A 15842-nucleotide genomic window follows, 5' to 3' on the forward strand; every position below is an offset into this window, starting at 1 on the left:
CGACGACTCTCAGACCGCCACCGGCGCCTTGATGGTTGGATGGTGCCGGTAGTCGACGATTTCAAAATCACTGTAATCGTAATCGAACAGAGAAGCGGCTTTGTTAATGCGGATCTGAGGATACGGATATGGATCGCGGCTCAACTGCTCCAGAACCTGATCGATGTGATTGTCGTACACATGGCAGTCACCGCCCGTCCACACGAACTCCCCCGGCTGCAGTCCGGCCTGCTGGGCGATCATCAGCGTCAGCAACGAATAGGATGCGATGTTGAACGGCACGCCGAGGAACATGTCGCAGGAACGCTGGTACAGCTGGCATGAAAGCTTGCCATCCGCCACGTAGAACTGGAACAGCGCGTGGCATGGCGGCAACGCCATATTCTCCACTTCGGCCGGATTCCAAGCGGACACGACCATACGACGGGAATCCGGATGGTTCTTGACCAAATCGAGCACATTGCTGATCTGATCGATGGTGCGATTCGGATCATCAGGCGTAGGCGCCGGCCAGCTGCGCCACTGCGCACCATACACGGGGCCCAAATCGCCGTTCTCATCGGCCCATTCATCCCAAATATGCACATTGTGTTCCTGCAGCCAACGCACGTTTGTGGACCCCTTCAGGAACCACAGCAGCTCATAGGCGAGTCCCTTGAAAAACACCGTTTTCGTGGTGAGCAGCGGAAAATACTCGCTCAGGTCGAATCGCATCTGCTGACCGAACAGGCTGATGGTGCCCGTGCCCGTGCGATCGGACTTCAACATGCCCTCCGTCAGGATGCGACGTACCAAATCCTCATAAGGCATAGGAATGTCGGTTTCCGGGCGTGCCGGAATGCGAGTACGAATATCAGCAAGTTGTTCAGGTGTCAAAGCCATGCTTGCAAGCTTAACAGCACAAAATCGCAGGTCAAGCACATACGCCCGCGTGTTGATGGTTCCTGCGCTTTTCGGAATGCTTCACTGTGAATGAACATCGATGGATTACATTAGGTATGTAGGCGAGGAGCGAATGGCGCTCCCGGCAAGACGATGAGGAGTTCACCATGGGCAAGAGACTGTGGGTCGAGCGCAACAAAGACGGTTCCTGGGATGCGTTCAGCGAGGATGGCGCGCATATCAAGTTCGGCAAAGGCCGTGGCCAGTTCACGCCTGGCGACCTAATGAAAATCGCTTTGGCCGGCTGTGCCGCACTGTCGAGCCAGTTCGCCGTCGAGCATACGCTGGGCGAGGGCAAGGGTGCGAAAATCGTTGTGGATGGCACCTATGACGCCGACAACGACGCTTATATCGGTTTCGACGAACAGGTGGTCATCGACGCTTCCGACGCCGGTCTGAGCGACGAGGATGCCGAGAAATTCAAGGAACGTGTCACCCGTCATATTGACAAGGGCTGCACGGTGAAGCATACGTACGTGGAGAAGACTCCGGTCCGTATGAACGTCACCATCAAGCACTAACGTTTTCTTTGTAAGAGTTTTTTAAAAAATAAATGGCGATTGCAGCGCCGTGAAAAGCGCCGCAATCGCCATTTTTTATATATTTATTAAATATTTACTGACGTTCCGGGTCAATCTTGGTTTCGATGGCTTCGACCACTTCCGGCTCGGCCTTGGCGACCGGCACCTCTTCGACACCCTTGATATCGTCGAGCGCCTTCGGCTTGACCTCGGCCGGCGAACTCGGAACCGTGTCAAGACGGGTTTCCGCAGCCTCAACATACTTGCGGGGCACCACATACACCGGGCCGACCGCATGCTGCAGCAAGCCTTGGCTGGTGGAGCCGAGCAGTAGACCAGTGAAGCCGCCGCGACCACGGGAACCGACCACGACGACGTCGTGATCGTAGCTGGCCTTGGTCAGCGCGCCAACCGCCGGGCCAGGCACGATCTGCTTGTTGATCTTCAAATCCGGATGGGCTTCCTCAAGCGGCTTGATACGCACTTCAAGATCATCCTTGAATGAAGCCATCACGCCTTCATCGTCGGAACCCTTCATATTCGGCACCGCGGAAATGACGTCAAGCTCGGCATCCCATGCGGCAGCGAAATCAGCCGCGATCTCAAGAGCCTTCAAGCCCCACTTGGATTCGTCGGAACCAACGGCCACCTTGGTGATGGTGTTGTTCAAATGCATCAGATTGCCATCATCGTCGGTATACGGCACCACCACGATCGGGCAGTACGCATATGCCGGCAAACTCGAACTGGTCGTACCCAGCAGGCGTTCCGCCAAGCCACCTTTGCCACGATTGCCGATGACGATGAGATTGTAGTTGCGGGACAGTTCCACGAACACGGACGCCGGATCGCCCGTAACGATGAGAGTCGTCGCCTCAACGCCCTGCTCATCGGCGATGGCCTTGGCCTTCGACAGAATCTCCTGAGCGTCGTTATGGGCCGCATTGTCATCCCCCATGGCGGTGTACGTCGCATCAAAGGAGACAGCGGCATAGCTCGGCAACGAGTACGCACATACGATTTGCAACGTCAATCCCGCATGCTTCGCATAATTCGCAGCCCACCACGTGGCCTTATAGCTGGCGTGGGATCCATCAACACCAACGAGGATTGCCTTGTCATTAATCATGGGACGACCTCCTTGAATCGCCTCGGCAACGCCACCATGCATTGCCTCTAGGCTCCACCATACCGCGCGACATGCGCTTTTGTCAGCAACGACTCGATCTTTTCCATACAAAAAGGCGTATCCCCGAAAGGATACGCCCTAAAAAGTCAACCGTATGTTCGCTCAGAGCACACGACGAATCGCATAGCCACCTGAGAACACGGCCAGCGAAGTGACCTGCGTTCCCTGAGCCGGATTCAGCGCGTTGATCACCATACCATTGCCAATATAGATCGCGGCATGCTGAGCATTGACGATGATATCCCCCGGAGCTGCTTCGGCAATGCTTCCGACAGCCGTTCCAACGCTCATCTGGGCGCCAGAATAATGAGGCAGGCTCACACCAAACTGGGCGAACACCCACTGCACGAAACCAGAGCAATCCCAGCCGGACGGAGTATTGCCTCCAGCCACATACGGATAGCCTTGGAACTGCAGAGCATAGTCGGCCAATGCCTGACCAGTGGCACTCGCAGGAGCCGTAGGAACGCTGATGTTGGCACGTTCGGAAGAACGGCTGGCAGCCTGAGCTCCAGTCTGCGCTTGCGCTTGTGCCTGTTCCTGAGCCGCCTGAGCCTGAGCTTCAGCCTTAGCTTGCTCCTGAGCCTTCTGATCCTTTTCCGCCTGAGACTCGGTCTGGGGAACATCCAAGCTTTCGATGCCACCCCAATCGGCGTTGGACTCAATATCCGTGGATGTGTGCTCGGCGAGGAAATCACGCTTGGCCGTGGTGGTCTTCGGGAAAGAACGTGTAGCGGTTACCGTGGTACCAGCCACAGCATTGCCTGCGCTTGCGGCCGGAACCGCCGCACCCAACATGGCAGACACAGTAACAACAGCGAAGATACTCGTGAAACGTCTAGCAATACTCATCGTGTCCGAAGCTACCATAAACATTCCCCTTCAATAGAACAGCAAGACAACCGGAACAGTGTCATATCATGCGACACGCCGACGTGATTATGTTATGCAAAAAACGGGATGGCAAACGCAAATTAACGGAAAACAGTGAAATCAGTAATGTCAGTAATGAATATACGTCAACTGCGAAGCTTCCTGCGCAGTGAACGTACGATCGGAAATCACGCCAAGACCCTTGGCATTGGATTCCGAGATCTTGATCGAACCGTCGGCATTCACTTCTTCGACAATCGCGACATGCCCGTAATAGCTGTCCGCATTCAGTTGGCCTGGAGCGAATACCACGATATCGCCAGTGTGACGTGCCGTATTATCAACCCAATAGCCGAGAGCACGCGCGGAATCACCCCAACTACGCGCATCTCCAAAATGGCTTCCGACAGGCAGACCAAGCTGCGCACGACGGGTATACGCCCACCATGTGCACTGGCCGTACGGGTAGTCATTGCCGGTGTCACCGGTGCCGTGGTTCGGATTGAAGCCCGAAGGAAGAAGGCCGGCATCCTGATCCATGAGAACGGCGACATTAGGATTGTCGGCAATGGACTTTGACAGAAGATTCGCGTCCATGGAAGAACTGGTTTCGCCAAGCTGCCAATCACCGCTGTTGCTGGTGGAGGCCAGAGCGTCGAGACCGCTACGGGACTCGGAACGGGATGCCGCATCGTCGGAGATACGCTTCATCTGCGTGGTAGTGGTGGCATTGTCAGCGAAAGTCATTTCAGACGCATTCTGCTGGCTGACCGCCATGGCAGTGGCCGCGGTGCCAACCAACGCAGCCAGCGATGCGGAAGTCACGAATGCGGAGCGACGGCCGGCTGCACGAGCGGCCTCACGCATGGCGCGGCGGCTCATCGGAACCACCTCATTCAGCTTCTTGGCAACCGCAGGCTCAAGACCTACAACGGCACCCTCACCATTTGCCAGCTGGACCATACGAACGGCCTTGGCGGTGTGGGAACCGCGGCTCGAGGTGAACAGCGCCTTGGCAACGCTGAAACGCTCATTCGAAACCTTGGCAGCTTTATGCGCCGCATGCCTCATATATCAACACTCCTTGCGGATTACTTCAACCACAGCAAACTTATGGCCGCGTGGTTACAGAACCGTCACGGAAGTTCACGCTACACCGACACCGGGATATCGCAGTCATCATCGTCACGTCATGGTTCCGAAAAGCGGTCATCACCACGCACAATCCGACCATCTGACTACCCTAGGTGTCATGACGAACACTGTGACCATTCCTTCCAACATGCTCCCGGAAGACGGACGTTTCGGCTCTGGACCGACCAAAATTCGCCCGGAGCAAATCCAAGCGCTCGATAAGGGAGCCCGTAATCTTCTGGGAACCTCCCATCGACAGACCCCCATCAAGCAGGTGGTCGGCTCAATCCGCGAAGGACTGTCCGAATTCTTCCAGATTCCCGACGGCTACGAAGTGGTGCTGGGCAACGGCGGAGCCAGCGCGTTCTGGGATATCGCCTGCGCCTCGCTGATCACCCGCAAGGCCGCATTCGGCACGTACGGCTCGTTCAGCTCGAAGTTCGCCAAGTCGGCGCAATCCGCGCCGTTCCTCGAAGAGCCGAAGATTTTCGCAGGAGAGCCGGGAACCTACCGTCTGCCGGAGCTCACGGAATACGTGGACACCTACTGCTGGGCCCATAATGAGACTTCCACCGGCGTTGCCGCACCGATCAAACGCATCGCAGGCACCAAGGAACAGGGCGCGCTCACGCTGATCGACGCCACCAGCGGCGCCGGAGCGCTGCCGGTCGACATCAGCCAGACCGATGCCTATTATTTCTCCCCGCAGAAGGCCTTCGGTTCCGACGGCGGACTGTGGATCGCCGTGCTCTCCCCCGCCGCGGTCGAACGCGCATACGGCATCGCCAAAAGCGTGGACCTTCCGGGCGCACGCCGCTGGATCCCCCCGTTCCTATCGCTCACCTCGGCAATAGAGAATTCGCGCAAGGATCAGACGCTCAACACTCCGGCCGTGGCTACGCTGATCATGTTGGAAAACCAAGTGCGCTGGCTCAACGACAACGGTGGCCTCGCCTGGGCTTCGGCACGTTGCGCAAGGTCGGCGTCCCTGCTGTACCAGTGGGCGGAAAAGTCCGATTACGCTTCCCCGTTCGTCGCCGACAAGAACGCTCATTCCAACGCCGTGGTCACCATCGACCTTGACGAACGCATCAGCGCCACCCAAGTGGTCGCCGCACTGCGCGAAAACGGCATTGTGGACACCAACGGATACCGCAAGCTGTGCCGCAACCAACTGCGCATCGGCGTGTTCCCATCGGTGGATCCAAGCGATGTCGACTCGCTCACCCGCTGCATCGACTATGTGGTGGAACATCTGTGACGCAAGGTAGGGTATGGCGATATGAAGATTGCTCCGATCATTGATCCCAGCGTGAGGAAGCCCTCACCAAAACCAGTGCGCGTGGACTTGCGCAAGGTGTTCACGTTCGGCACCGCGCTTTGGGCCATCGCACTGATCGTCTGCATCGTATTGCTTGCGTTCGGCATCAACGCCGAGCGTGCGCAGACCGTATGCGAGGCCGGCACGGTCATTGGCGTGCTTATGCTGGTTTGGGAGCATTTCGACCGTTGGGACTATCGACGTCTCGGCGAGTAACCGTCAACACGAACAACCAGCAGCATACCCCCGAAAATTTTCTCATAAATAGAAGCATGATGCCCGTCTTGCCTTGTTGAAAGCAAGACGGGCATCATGTTGTCTCCCTGTATTATTCTCCAGCCAACGGCAATACCAGTGCGAACGTGCTCCCCTGCCCCGGACTGCTCCACACTGAAGCGGAACCATGATGTGTCAACGCAACATGCTTGACAATCGCAAGTCCCAAACCAATACCATCGCCAGAATGATCATTCTGATTATTACCACGGTAGAATCGCTCGAAAATGCGGCCTTGCTCGCCAACGGCAATGCCAGTGCCACGATCAAGCACGCTGATTACCGCCTCCGTGCCCTCCTCATTGGCTTTGGCCACAACATTGATCGTCGAACCGTCCTTTGAATAGGTGATGGCGTTTTCAACCAGCTTGGCAAGCGCCGCCTGAATCTGTTCGGCATCGCCATTGATTTCCAGGCTTTCGTCGCCCTTCATATCGATGGTGATATTGCGTTGCGCCGCCACCTCACGATGGGAGTCGACCACAGCCCGCACCGGGCCCATCACATTGATGCGATTGTCTGCGGTCGGCAGAATCGGCTCCTGCGCCTTGATAAGCAGCAGCAGGTCGGAAATCATATGTTCCAAACGGGAGCAGGACTGACGCAATTGCATGGCGTTGCGCTCAACATCCCGCTGGCTTGTTCCACCTTGTTCCACGATATCCGCCAACTGTTCCAGCGATTGCGTGGGCTTGAGCAGCTGCTCGGACACATTGGTGATGAAGGAGTCGCGTATCTGCGAGAATCGTACGCTTTCGCTGACGTCGCTGATCAACACCACCACAAGATTGTCGCTGAGTTTGCCGACGATGACTTTCAACCAGTTTGGCCTTGACACGGTTGCCGTAGGCTTGCTGGCTGACTGTTGCCCAATCAGCGCCTGTTTCGCGGCTTGGCGAGTGGAAAGCCTGCCTGCTTTCGGCGCACGCTGCGCAACATACGCGGTGGTGGTGGTCAGATCGAACTGCTTTTTGCCACCGAAGGAGCGCACTTCGCGCACCGCCTGAAGCACACTGTCTTCGATGATGACGTCGTCCCGCACCACGCCAAGCGAATATGCGGAAGGATGCGCACGAATCACCTCATCATGCTCATCAACCACAATGGAAGCCAACGGAAGCACGGAAAGCAACGCATTAGTGGCATCATCCAATGTATCATCATCGGCATCATGCTCATCATCGTCGTTGCGGTGCGTCAATGAACGCCACCACGAGCCCAAAGATTCAACCATGGTTTCATTCTCGCATACTCCTACGGCTCCTATGTTCACGACACCACAGCCCGTTCATGAACGCAAGGTGAACGCGCCGGTGAACTTTCACGGAACAACACAAACGCTGGTTATGAATATGGCGTTTCTCTAATAGACTTATGAAAGGTATTACCAGACCTGAAATTATGAAGCATTGAAAGGCAAGTCACATGCGCGTTATTTTCAACGAAGAGCTCAAGGCTGTTGCCGATGATCTCGACCATATGGTCAAAGGCGTTCGCAAGGCGATCAACGGCGCCGGCGACGCGCTGCTGAACCAGAATCTTGAAGCCGCCCAGGCCGTTATTGACGGCGACATCGAAATCGACGCCCTCGAAGCCAGCGTCATCGACCAATGCGTGAAGCTGCTGGCCAAGCAGAACCCGGTTGCCACCGATCTGCGCGTGGTTGTTTCCACCATGCGTTTGGCCACCACTTTCGAACGTATGGGCGATCTGGCTCGTCACATCGCCGAAGCCGCCCGCCGCACCTACCCGGCTTCCCCGCTGCCGCCCGAAGCCCAGACGCTGTTCGCCGAAATGCAGGCGTTCCTGAACGACGTCGCCGACCAGACCGTGGCCATGCTGTCTGACCGCGACACCAAGACCGCCGAACAGATCATCATCAACGACGACAAGCTAGACGAACTGCACAAGAAGACCTTTGAACTGGCTCAGTCCGCGGATTGGTCCGGCACCAACCAGCAGCTCATCGACGTGGTGCTGATCGGCCGCTTCATGGAGCGTCTTGGCGATCACGCCGTGTCCGCGGCTCGCCGCGTGGTGTACATCGTCTCCGGTTTCGACCCGTCCAAGGAGCCGACCCGCGACGAAGACACCGACATCGCCTGATTTTTTTCTTGCGATCTTCTTTTTCATCTTCTTTTTGAGAAGGCGGCTTCCGTTCCCCACTGAAGCCGCCTTCTTGTTTTGTTTTTGCAATCTTTCAGCACGAATCGTCAAGCACTATCTCCCGCATTATTTCACTTTCGTCAAGCCGTAAGAAAAATTAAACAATCTGTCTATTTTTTGCCCATATACTTTTACGCAATGTCGCGGCACAATATGTGCAGTGACATCCAAAGGAGGCAGTCATGTATTATTCCAACGGCAATTACGAAGCATTCGCCCGACCGAAGAAGCCCGAAGGCATGGACAGCAAGAACGCGTACATCATCGGCACCGGCTTGGCCGCACTCACCGCAGCCTGCTACCTGGTGCGAGACGCGCAAATGCCGGGCAGCCACATTCACGTATTCGAAAAGGACGCGGTTCCGGGAGGCGCCTGCGATGGCGCAAATATTCCCGGCGTCGGCTATGTGATGCGCGGCGGCCGTGAAATGGACAACCATTTCGAAGTGATGTGGGACATGTTCCGTTCCATTCCATCCATCGAAACGGAAGGCGTTTCCGTACTTGACGAGTATTACTGGCTGAACAAGGAAGATCCCAACTTCTCACTCTGCCGCTCCACAAAAGCGCGCGGCGTTGACGCAGGCACGAACGGCAAATTCAATCTGTCAGACAAAGCCTCGATGGAGATCATGAAATTGTTCTTCACGCCGAATGAGGAACTGTACGGCAAGAAAATTTCTGATTATTTCGACGATGAGGTTTTCAATTCGAATTTCTGGATGTACTGGCGCACTATGTTCGCCTTTGAAAATTGGCATAGTGCGTTGGAAATGAAGCTGTATATCCGTCGATACATTCATCATATTGGCGGATTGCCGGACTTCAGTGCGTTGCGTTTTACCCGTTACAACCAGTATGAGTCGATGATTCTGCCGATGATCAAGTATTTGGAAGGATTCGGCGTGCAGTTCCACTACAACGTGAAGGTGGAGAATGTCGATTTTAAGATTGGCGGCGGTATGGGTCCAGTTCGGCAGCATACAGGCACCGGTCAAGACACGATTTTGAAGAAGCAGGCTGAATCCGGTGTGTTCGTACGCAATCCGTATAGCTCACCAACCAAGAAAATGGCCACGCGCATCGACTTGACCGAGGCGGATGGCACCGCGCGAAGCATTGACCTGGGCGAAAACGATCTGGTATTCATTACTAACGGTGGTTGCGTGGAGAATTCGACCATGGGCTCGCAGACCGAAGCAGCCGCATGGGCTCCGGAGATCAAGCCCGGCGGCGGCTGGGATATGTGGCGTCGCATCGCCAAGCAAGACCCGAGTTTCGGCCACCCGGACGTATTCTGCGGCGATCCGGAGCATTCGAAGTGGATGAGCGCCACCGTTACCACGCTTGACATGGAGATTCCGCCGTATATTCAGAAAATCTGCAAGCGAGACCCGTTCACCGGCCATGTGGTGACCGGCGGCATTGTGACCGTCGAGGATTCCAATTGGCTTATGAGCTGGACGCTGAACCGTCAACAGCAATTCCGCGAACAGCCGAAGGATCAGCTGAGCGTATGGGTGTACGGCCTATTCCCCGACAAGCCGGGCAATTACGTGAAGAAGCCGATGCAGGAATGCACGGGCGAGGAGATCTGCGAGGAATGGCTCTACCATATGGGCGTGCCGACCGACAAGATCAAGGATCTCGCCACGAATCATGCGAACACCGTGCCGGTGATGATGCCATACATCGATGCGTTCTTCATGCCTCGTTCCGTCGGAGACCGCCCTGATGTGGTGCCGGACGGCGCGGTGAACTTCGCTTTCCTCGGTCAGTTCGCCGAAACCCCGCGCGACACGATCTTCACCACTGAGTATTCGATGCGCACCGGCATGGAGGCTGTGTATACCTTGTGCGATGTGGACCGTGGCGTGCCGGAAGTGTGGGGCTCGGTCTACGACGTACGCAACCTGCTCAACGCCACGGTGATGCTGCGTGACGGCAAGCCGATTACCGACATGAAGCTTAACCCCATTGAAAAGACCGTGCTGAAACAGATTCTGAAGAGGCTCGATTCCACCGACATTCCGATGTTACTTAAGGAATACGGCGTGATCTGAGTCGATTGCGATTGACGTCCGCCTGCCGTACATCCCATGTTCCGCATTCCATCCGGCAGACGGACGCAATAGCCCAACAAAGGCAACGTATATGAAAAGGTGGAAACCCACAGTACGTGGGTTTCCACCTTTTCATATACGTTCCGTGCGATTGAACGCGATTACCTGCGTATCAATCGCAACAAACTCACTTCTGGCCCTGAGCGGCGACGGCAGCGGCACCGGCAGCAGCGGCTTCCGGATCCAGGTACTCGCCACGCGGCTTGATCGGCTTGAAGTTCTCATCCAGCTCGTACAGCAGCGGCATTGCGGTCGGAATGTTGACCTTGGCGATCTCCTCTTCGGAGAGGTTGTCAAGCATCTTCACGATGGCGCGCAGGGAGTTGCCGTGAGCGGCGATCAGAACGGTCTTGCCAGCCTTCAGCTCCGGCTCGATGTCGGACTTGAAGTACGGCTCAACGCGCTTGACCACGTCGGCAAGGCATTCGGCTTCCGGAACCGGATCGCCGGTGTAGCGCGGATCGTTGTTCTGCGCATACTCGTCGTTCGGATCGATCTCCGGCGGCGGAGTGGCGTAGGAACGGCGCCACAGCATGAACTTCTCGTCACCGTACTCCTGACGGATCTCGGTCTTGTTCTTGCCCTGCAGAGCGCCGTAGTGACGCTCGTTCAGACGCCAGCTGCGCTGAACCGGAATCCACAGACGATCTGCCTCATCCAGAGCCACGTTGGCGGTGTTGATGGCGCGACGCAGCATCGAGGTGAAGACAATATCCGGAAGAACATTCTTCTCCTTGAGCAGACGACCGCCATTCTTGGCTTCCTCGACACCCTGCTCGGTCAGCGGGACGTCGACCCAGCCGGTGAACTGATTGGTTTTATTCCATGCGCTCTGTCCATGACGGAGCAGTACTAGTTTGTAAGTCATGTTTGCCAGTCTACCGCCTTGCACACCCAAAAACGAGTGTTTTCTCGATTATTCGAGTTACGTTTATTCAACAATTTTCATTCCGCTGCAATCTACTGTCAGGCAAACGTTATGCAAGCATCGTCGATAGCACGAAAATCGCTGCGACAGTCAACGAATCGAGAGAACATAGCGGCAATGCTCTGCAGTAGGTTTTTCTTGCGATTGCGTACGATGCGGCAATTTGCGCCGCACACAGTATTGCAATAATTGCGATTAGCGGAATGCTGTTTGCCGCATATATCGACAATTGCAACAGATGGCGCAACGCGATCAATGCTGAAATAATCAGGATTGCAATAGTGAAGATAGTGCCGTTTCGCAGCCCCATTGCAGTCATCCACGTATGTTTTCCGTGATTGCGGTCAGATTCGATGTCGCGCAGATTGTTGACGCACAGCACAGCAACCGCGACCAATCCCGCAGCTGAACCGCCAAGCAATCCATCAGGCGTAATCGTGCCAGACAGGGCGAACATGGTACCGCAGGTGGCCGTCAATCCGAAGAAAATGAATACGAAGACCTCACCCAAATAGTGGTAGCCGTATGGGTGTTTGCCACCAACGTAGAACCAGCCTGCCGCCAAGCATGCAATGCCGACCAGAATGAACCACCAGTAGCCAGTCAGCGCAATGATCGCCAGTCCGCACAGGCAAGCAAGCAGAGCGCTGATTCCCGCCGCAGCCAGCACTTTCTTGGGATTCACGCCGGAAGCCACGAGGCGGGCAGGACCGCGCGACGGCGTTGTTTTGCCGGAGACCGCAGAATCGTCTGCATCTTTCACCGGAACCGAACGCCCCTCATCCGTACCGCGAATGCCATCGGAATAATCATTGGCGAAATTGGCTGCGACCTGCAGCAACAATGCCACGAAACCGCACAACACCGCCACCGCAATGCGATGCTCGCCAGCATCATGCCAAGCCAGAGACGCCCCAATCAACACCGGCGCAATCGCCAACGGCAACGTTTTCAACCGTGCCCCACGAATCCAAATCGTCATTCCCATGAACGCCATTTTTATAGGGATGGCTCCGGCGGGCTGACGGCCCACTGGGCCGTCAGCTTTTCCGCCTCGCGTGAAGCCGATGTGAATTAAGGCTTCGCCTTAATTCAGCGGCTTCACCAATGGGAAGGTGATGGTTTCGCGGATGGTGGCGCCGGTCAGGGCGATCAACAGTCGATCGATACCCATGCCCATGCCGCCTGCCGGAGGCATGCCCACACCGAGAGCCTCGAGGAAGTCCTCATCAATATCGCAGGCTTCTTCGTCGCCCGCGAGCGCATCCTTGGCCTGAGCCACGAAACGTTCACGCTGCACAACCGGATCGTTCAATTCGGAGTAGCCGGTGGCCAGCTCGAAGCCGCGCACATACAGATCCCACTTTTCGACCACGCCTGGCTTGGAACGGTGGCCCTTGACCAGCGGGGAGGTTTCGACCGGGAAGTCACGCACGAAGGTCGGCTCGAACAGCTTGTCTTCGTAGAAGTGCTCCCACAGGTGTTCGACGAGCTTGCCGTGGTTCTCCACATCGTCGCGTTCCACGCCAAGCTTGTCGGCAATGGCACCGAGATGTTCCACGGAAGTGCCCGGATTGTCCGGGCCACCGTTCGGCACGATTTCCTCGCCGAGCGCTTCAGACAGGGAATCATACATGCTGATGGTCTTCCATTCGCCGCCGAAATCGTATTCGGTGCCGTCAAGCAACGTCACCTTGTGGGTGCCGAACACGTCCATGGCAGTGTCTTGCACGAGCTGCTTGACGAGCGCACCGATAGTGTCGTAGTTGCCGTAAGCCTGATAGGCCTCGACCATGGTAAATTCCGGAGCGTGGGTGGCGTCAACGCCTTCGTTACGGAAGTCACGGTTGATCTCGAACACGCGGTCGATGCCGCCGACCAGGCAACGCTTGAGGAACAGTTCCGGCGCGATACGCAGATACAGGTCAAGGTCGAACGCGTTCATGTGCGTAGTGAACGGACGGGCCGCAGCACCGCCGTGCACGGTCTGCAACATCGGGGTTTCAACCTCGAGGAAGTCATGATCAGCGAAGGTCTTGCGCAGGGAAGCAACAGCCTTAGAGCGGTTACGCACCATATTGCGCATCTTCTCGTCGGCGATCATGCCGATGTACGGCTTGCGGGTGCGGGTATCCTCGTTCAGGTCCTTGTGCAGGGCCGGCAGCGGCTGAAGCGCCTTGGCGGCAATAGCCCATTCAGTGGCGAACACGGACAGTTCGCCGGTCTTGGAGGCAATCACACGACCCTTAATGAACAGGTGATCGCCCAGGTCAACCAGCTGCTTGAACTGCTTGAGGGAATCAGCGCCAATCTCCTTCTTGGAAATCATGCCCTGAATCTTGGTGCCATCGCCAGCGGAAAGCTGCACGAAGCACAAGCCACCGGCGTTGCGCAGGAAGAGTACGCGACCGGCGATGCCGACCACGTCTTCGGTTTCGTCTCCGGCTTCAAGCTTGCCGTCATACTTGGCGCGGACCTCTTCGATGGTGGCGGTGACGTCGAGGGTCACCGGGTACGGCTGAATGCCGTCCTTAAGCATCATGGCACGCTTGGCCACGCGCATCTGCACCTGTTCCGGATGCGCCAGCGGTCCGAATTCCTTATTGCCTGGATCAACGGCCTCATCCAGGGTAGCGCCGTCATTGATCTTGGCGTAGATAGCCGCATCCTGCTGCAGCAGCATTTCGGCACGTTCCACTGTGGTCATAGCGGGAACGGCAGCCTCTTCATTCTGATTTTCTTGCGATTCGATGGTCTCACTCATAAGCCCACAGTGTACCGAGAAGCCACTACACCACATGCGACACGCCGTATTTGCATTACCTAAGCAATCGTGTAATATTTCCAACTGTTGCAAAACGGGCTGTAGCGCAGCTTGGTAGCGCGCTTCGTTCGGGACGAAGAGGCCGCGGGTTCAAATCCCGCCAGCCCGACAACTTAAGGCGGAACTTCGGTTCCGCCTTTTTTATTTCCAGCGCATCAGCGGTGCAAAACAGCATATACGAGACGCAACCACCTGAAAAATCAAAAAACACGTAATACACAAGCGCGTAAACAAGCGCGCACACCAACACGCTTCACGTTCATGGAGGAGAGACTGTGAAAAGAAGCATTCTGGCTTTGGCTTCCGGCGCCTTTATTCTTGGTGCCGCAGAATTCGTGATGATGGGCATTCTGCCCCAGACAGCCGCCGCCATGCAGGTCAGCATTCCTGCGGCAGGCCATTATATTTCCGCATATGCGATCGGCGTGTGCGTAGGCACGCTGATTCTGGTGTTCGGCCGTAAGATACCGCCGAAGAATCTCATTATTCTGTTCATGATCATCGCGCTGGTCGGCAATACGTTGAGCGCGGTTTCGTTCAATTCCCCCATGTTGTTGGGTGCTCGTTTCATTTCGGGCTTGCCGCATGGCGCGTTTTTCGGTACGGCCACGCTGATTGCCAAGACTTTGGCCGATAAGGGCAAGGAAGCGCAGTCCGTGTCGATGATGGTGACGGGTCAGACGGTTGCCAATATGTTGGGTGTGCCTGCGGGCACATTGCTTTCGGAAATGCTGTCGTGGCGTTTGGCGTTTGCGATTCTTGCCGCTTGGGCATTGATGACGATGGTGTTGGTGATCGCATGGGTGCCGTTCGTCGCGCCGATCAAGGACGCTGGTATTAAAGGGCAGTTCCGTTTCCTCACTCACGCCGGTCCGTGGTTTATTCTCATGGCGGTGTTCTGCGGTAATTCCGGTATTTTCTGCTGGTGGAGCTACATTTCGCCGTGGCTGCAGAAGGTCGGTGGATGGGATTCCTCGATGGTTCCCCTGTTAATGGTGCTTGCTGGTTTCGGCATGGTGCTTGGCGGTATTGCTGGCGGCCGTTTGACTGATTTGTGGAAGCCAGGTGCCACTGCCGGTCTTTCGCAGGCCATCGCCACGGTTGGTTTGCTGTTGGTGTTTTTCGTTCCCGGCAATCTCGTTACGACTGCGGTGTTGACGTTCATGCTTGGTTTCGCGCTGTTCTTCAACTCGTCTCCACAGCAGCTGCTGATGGTGCAGGCCGGTGAGGGCGGCGGCGAACTGATTGCGGGCGCGGCCGTGCAGATCGCGTTCAATTTCGGCAATGCAATCGGTTCGATCGTTGGTGGTGCCGCATTGACGGCAACCGCCATGAACTACCATTACACCGGTTTGGCCGGTGCTCCGATCGCCTTGATCGCGGTGATTATGCTGGTCACCTATTCGCGTCGTTACGAAACGCATACGGGTGCTACGGAGCGTATGCGCGAAGTGCATGTCTGACATTCGACAATCAGTTATTTCGATTATTTCTGTTATTTAACGGGATATCTCATCACAATTATTGTGATGAGATATCCCGTTG

14 protein-coding genes and 1 tRNA gene are annotated in these 15842 nt (G+C 56.1%); 7 read left to right on the forward strand and 8 right to left on the reverse strand.

Annotated features, from left to right (window positions below; all coding sequences use genetic code 11):
• Window positions 1-9 precede the first annotated feature (9 nt).
• A complete protein-coding gene (locus CE153_RS00410) occupies window positions 10-810 on the reverse strand; it encodes a thymidylate synthase (protein WP_180753363.1) in 801 nt (266 codons plus the stop codon).
• A 239-nt stretch (window positions 811-1049) separates the two neighbouring features.
• On the opposite strand from CE153_RS00410, the gene CE153_RS00415 reads away from it, so the two are divergent.
• Complete coding sequence (locus tag CE153_RS00415) at window positions 1050-1463, forward strand: OsmC family protein (RefSeq protein ID WP_003835595.1); 414 nt, start codon at window positions 1050-1052, stop codon at window positions 1461-1463.
• 94 nt (window positions 1464-1557) lie between these two features.
• On the opposite strand, the gene CE153_RS00420 is transcribed toward CE153_RS00415, so the two are convergent.
• From CE153_RS00420 to CE153_RS00430, 3 genes are all read right to left on the reverse strand, one after another.
• On the reverse strand, window positions 1558-2592 hold the full coding sequence (locus CE153_RS00420) for a universal stress protein (RefSeq protein ID WP_099594790.1): 1035 nt from the start codon (window positions 2590-2592) through the stop codon (window positions 1558-1560).
• Window positions 2593-2754: 162 nt separating this feature from the next.
• Window positions 2755-3522 carry a C40 family peptidase gene (locus CE153_RS00425; RefSeq protein WP_099594791.1) on the reverse strand — a complete coding sequence of 256 codons (768 nt, stop codon included), beginning with the start codon at window positions 3520-3522 and terminating at the stop codon, window positions 2755-2757.
• A 132-nt stretch (window positions 3523-3654) separates the two neighbouring features.
• Window positions 3655-4596 carry a CHAP domain-containing protein gene (locus CE153_RS00430; protein WP_099594792.1) on the reverse strand — a complete coding sequence of 314 codons (942 nt, stop codon included), beginning with the start codon at window positions 4594-4596 and terminating at the stop codon, window positions 3655-3657.
• A gap of 181 nt (window positions 4597-4777) precedes the next feature.
• Here CE153_RS00430 and serC point away from each other — a divergent pair, with 181 nt between their 5' ends.
• Both serC and CE153_RS00440 read left to right on the forward strand, forming a co-directional pair.
• Window positions 4778-5920 carry a phosphoserine transaminase gene (gene serC, locus CE153_RS00435; protein WP_099594793.1) on the forward strand — a complete coding sequence of 381 codons (1143 nt, stop codon included), beginning with the start codon at window positions 4778-4780 and terminating at the stop codon, window positions 5918-5920.
• Between the two features lie 21 nt (window positions 5921-5941).
• Entirely contained in the window at window positions 5942-6196 is a 255-nt protein-coding gene (locus CE153_RS00440) for a DUF2530 domain-containing protein (protein WP_099594794.1), read from the forward strand.
• 112 nt (window positions 6197-6308) lie between these two features.
• On the opposite strand, the gene CE153_RS00445 is transcribed toward CE153_RS00440, so the two are convergent.
• Window positions 6309-7490: a sensor histidine kinase gene (locus CE153_RS00445; protein ID WP_099594795.1), complete on the reverse strand. Its 1182-nt coding sequence runs from the start codon at window positions 7488-7490 to the stop codon at window positions 6309-6311.
• A gap of 191 nt (window positions 7491-7681) precedes the next feature.
• Here CE153_RS00445 and phoU point away from each other — a divergent pair, with 191 nt between their 5' ends.
• The gene (gene phoU, locus CE153_RS00450; RefSeq protein ID WP_099594796.1) at window positions 7682-8362 is read left to right on the forward strand and encodes a phosphate signaling complex protein PhoU; all 681 of its coding nucleotides are present in this window, start codon (window positions 7682-7684) and stop codon (window positions 8360-8362) included.
• 242 nt (window positions 8363-8604) lie between these two features.
• Window positions 8605-10485, forward strand: coding sequence for an oleate hydratase (locus CE153_RS00455; protein WP_099594797.1), 1881 nt, complete (start codon window positions 8605-8607; stop codon window positions 10483-10485).
• Window positions 10486-10672: 187 nt separating this feature from the next.
• On the opposite strand, the gene CE153_RS00460 is transcribed toward CE153_RS00455, so the two are convergent.
• From CE153_RS00460 to lysS, 3 genes are all read right to left on the reverse strand, one after another.
• Window positions 10673-11413, reverse strand: a complete 741-nt coding sequence (locus CE153_RS00460) for a phosphoglyceromutase (RefSeq protein ID WP_003835576.1) — start codon at window positions 11411-11413, stop codon at window positions 10673-10675.
• 109 nt (window positions 11414-11522) lie between these two features.
• Window positions 11523-12461 (reverse strand): 1,4-dihydroxy-2-naphthoate octaprenyltransferase, encoded by a 939-nt coding sequence (gene menA / locus CE153_RS00465; RefSeq protein WP_236824416.1) that lies wholly within the window; start codon window positions 12459-12461, stop codon window positions 11523-11525.
• A gap of 99 nt (window positions 12462-12560) precedes the next feature.
• A complete protein-coding gene (gene lysS, locus CE153_RS00470; protein ID WP_099594799.1) occupies window positions 12561-14237 on the reverse strand; it encodes a lysine--tRNA ligase in 1677 nt (558 codons plus the stop codon).
• A 95-nt stretch (window positions 14238-14332) separates the two neighbouring features.
• Here lysS and CE153_RS00475 point away from each other — a divergent pair.
• A tRNA-Pro gene (locus CE153_RS00475) sits at window positions 14333-14406 on the forward strand.
• A gap of 166 nt (window positions 14407-14572) precedes the next feature.
• Window positions 14573-15760 (forward strand): MFS transporter, encoded by a 1188-nt coding sequence (locus tag CE153_RS00480; RefSeq protein ID WP_099594800.1) that lies wholly within the window; start codon window positions 14573-14575, stop codon window positions 15758-15760.
• The last annotated feature ends 82 nt before the right edge of the window (window positions 15761-15842 follow it).

Origin of the sequence: Bifidobacterium sp. N4G05, assembly GCF_002742445.1 — a bacterium.
GTDB classification, from domain to species: Bacteria; Actinomycetota; Actinomycetes; order Actinomycetales; family Bifidobacteriaceae; genus Bifidobacterium; species Bifidobacterium hominis.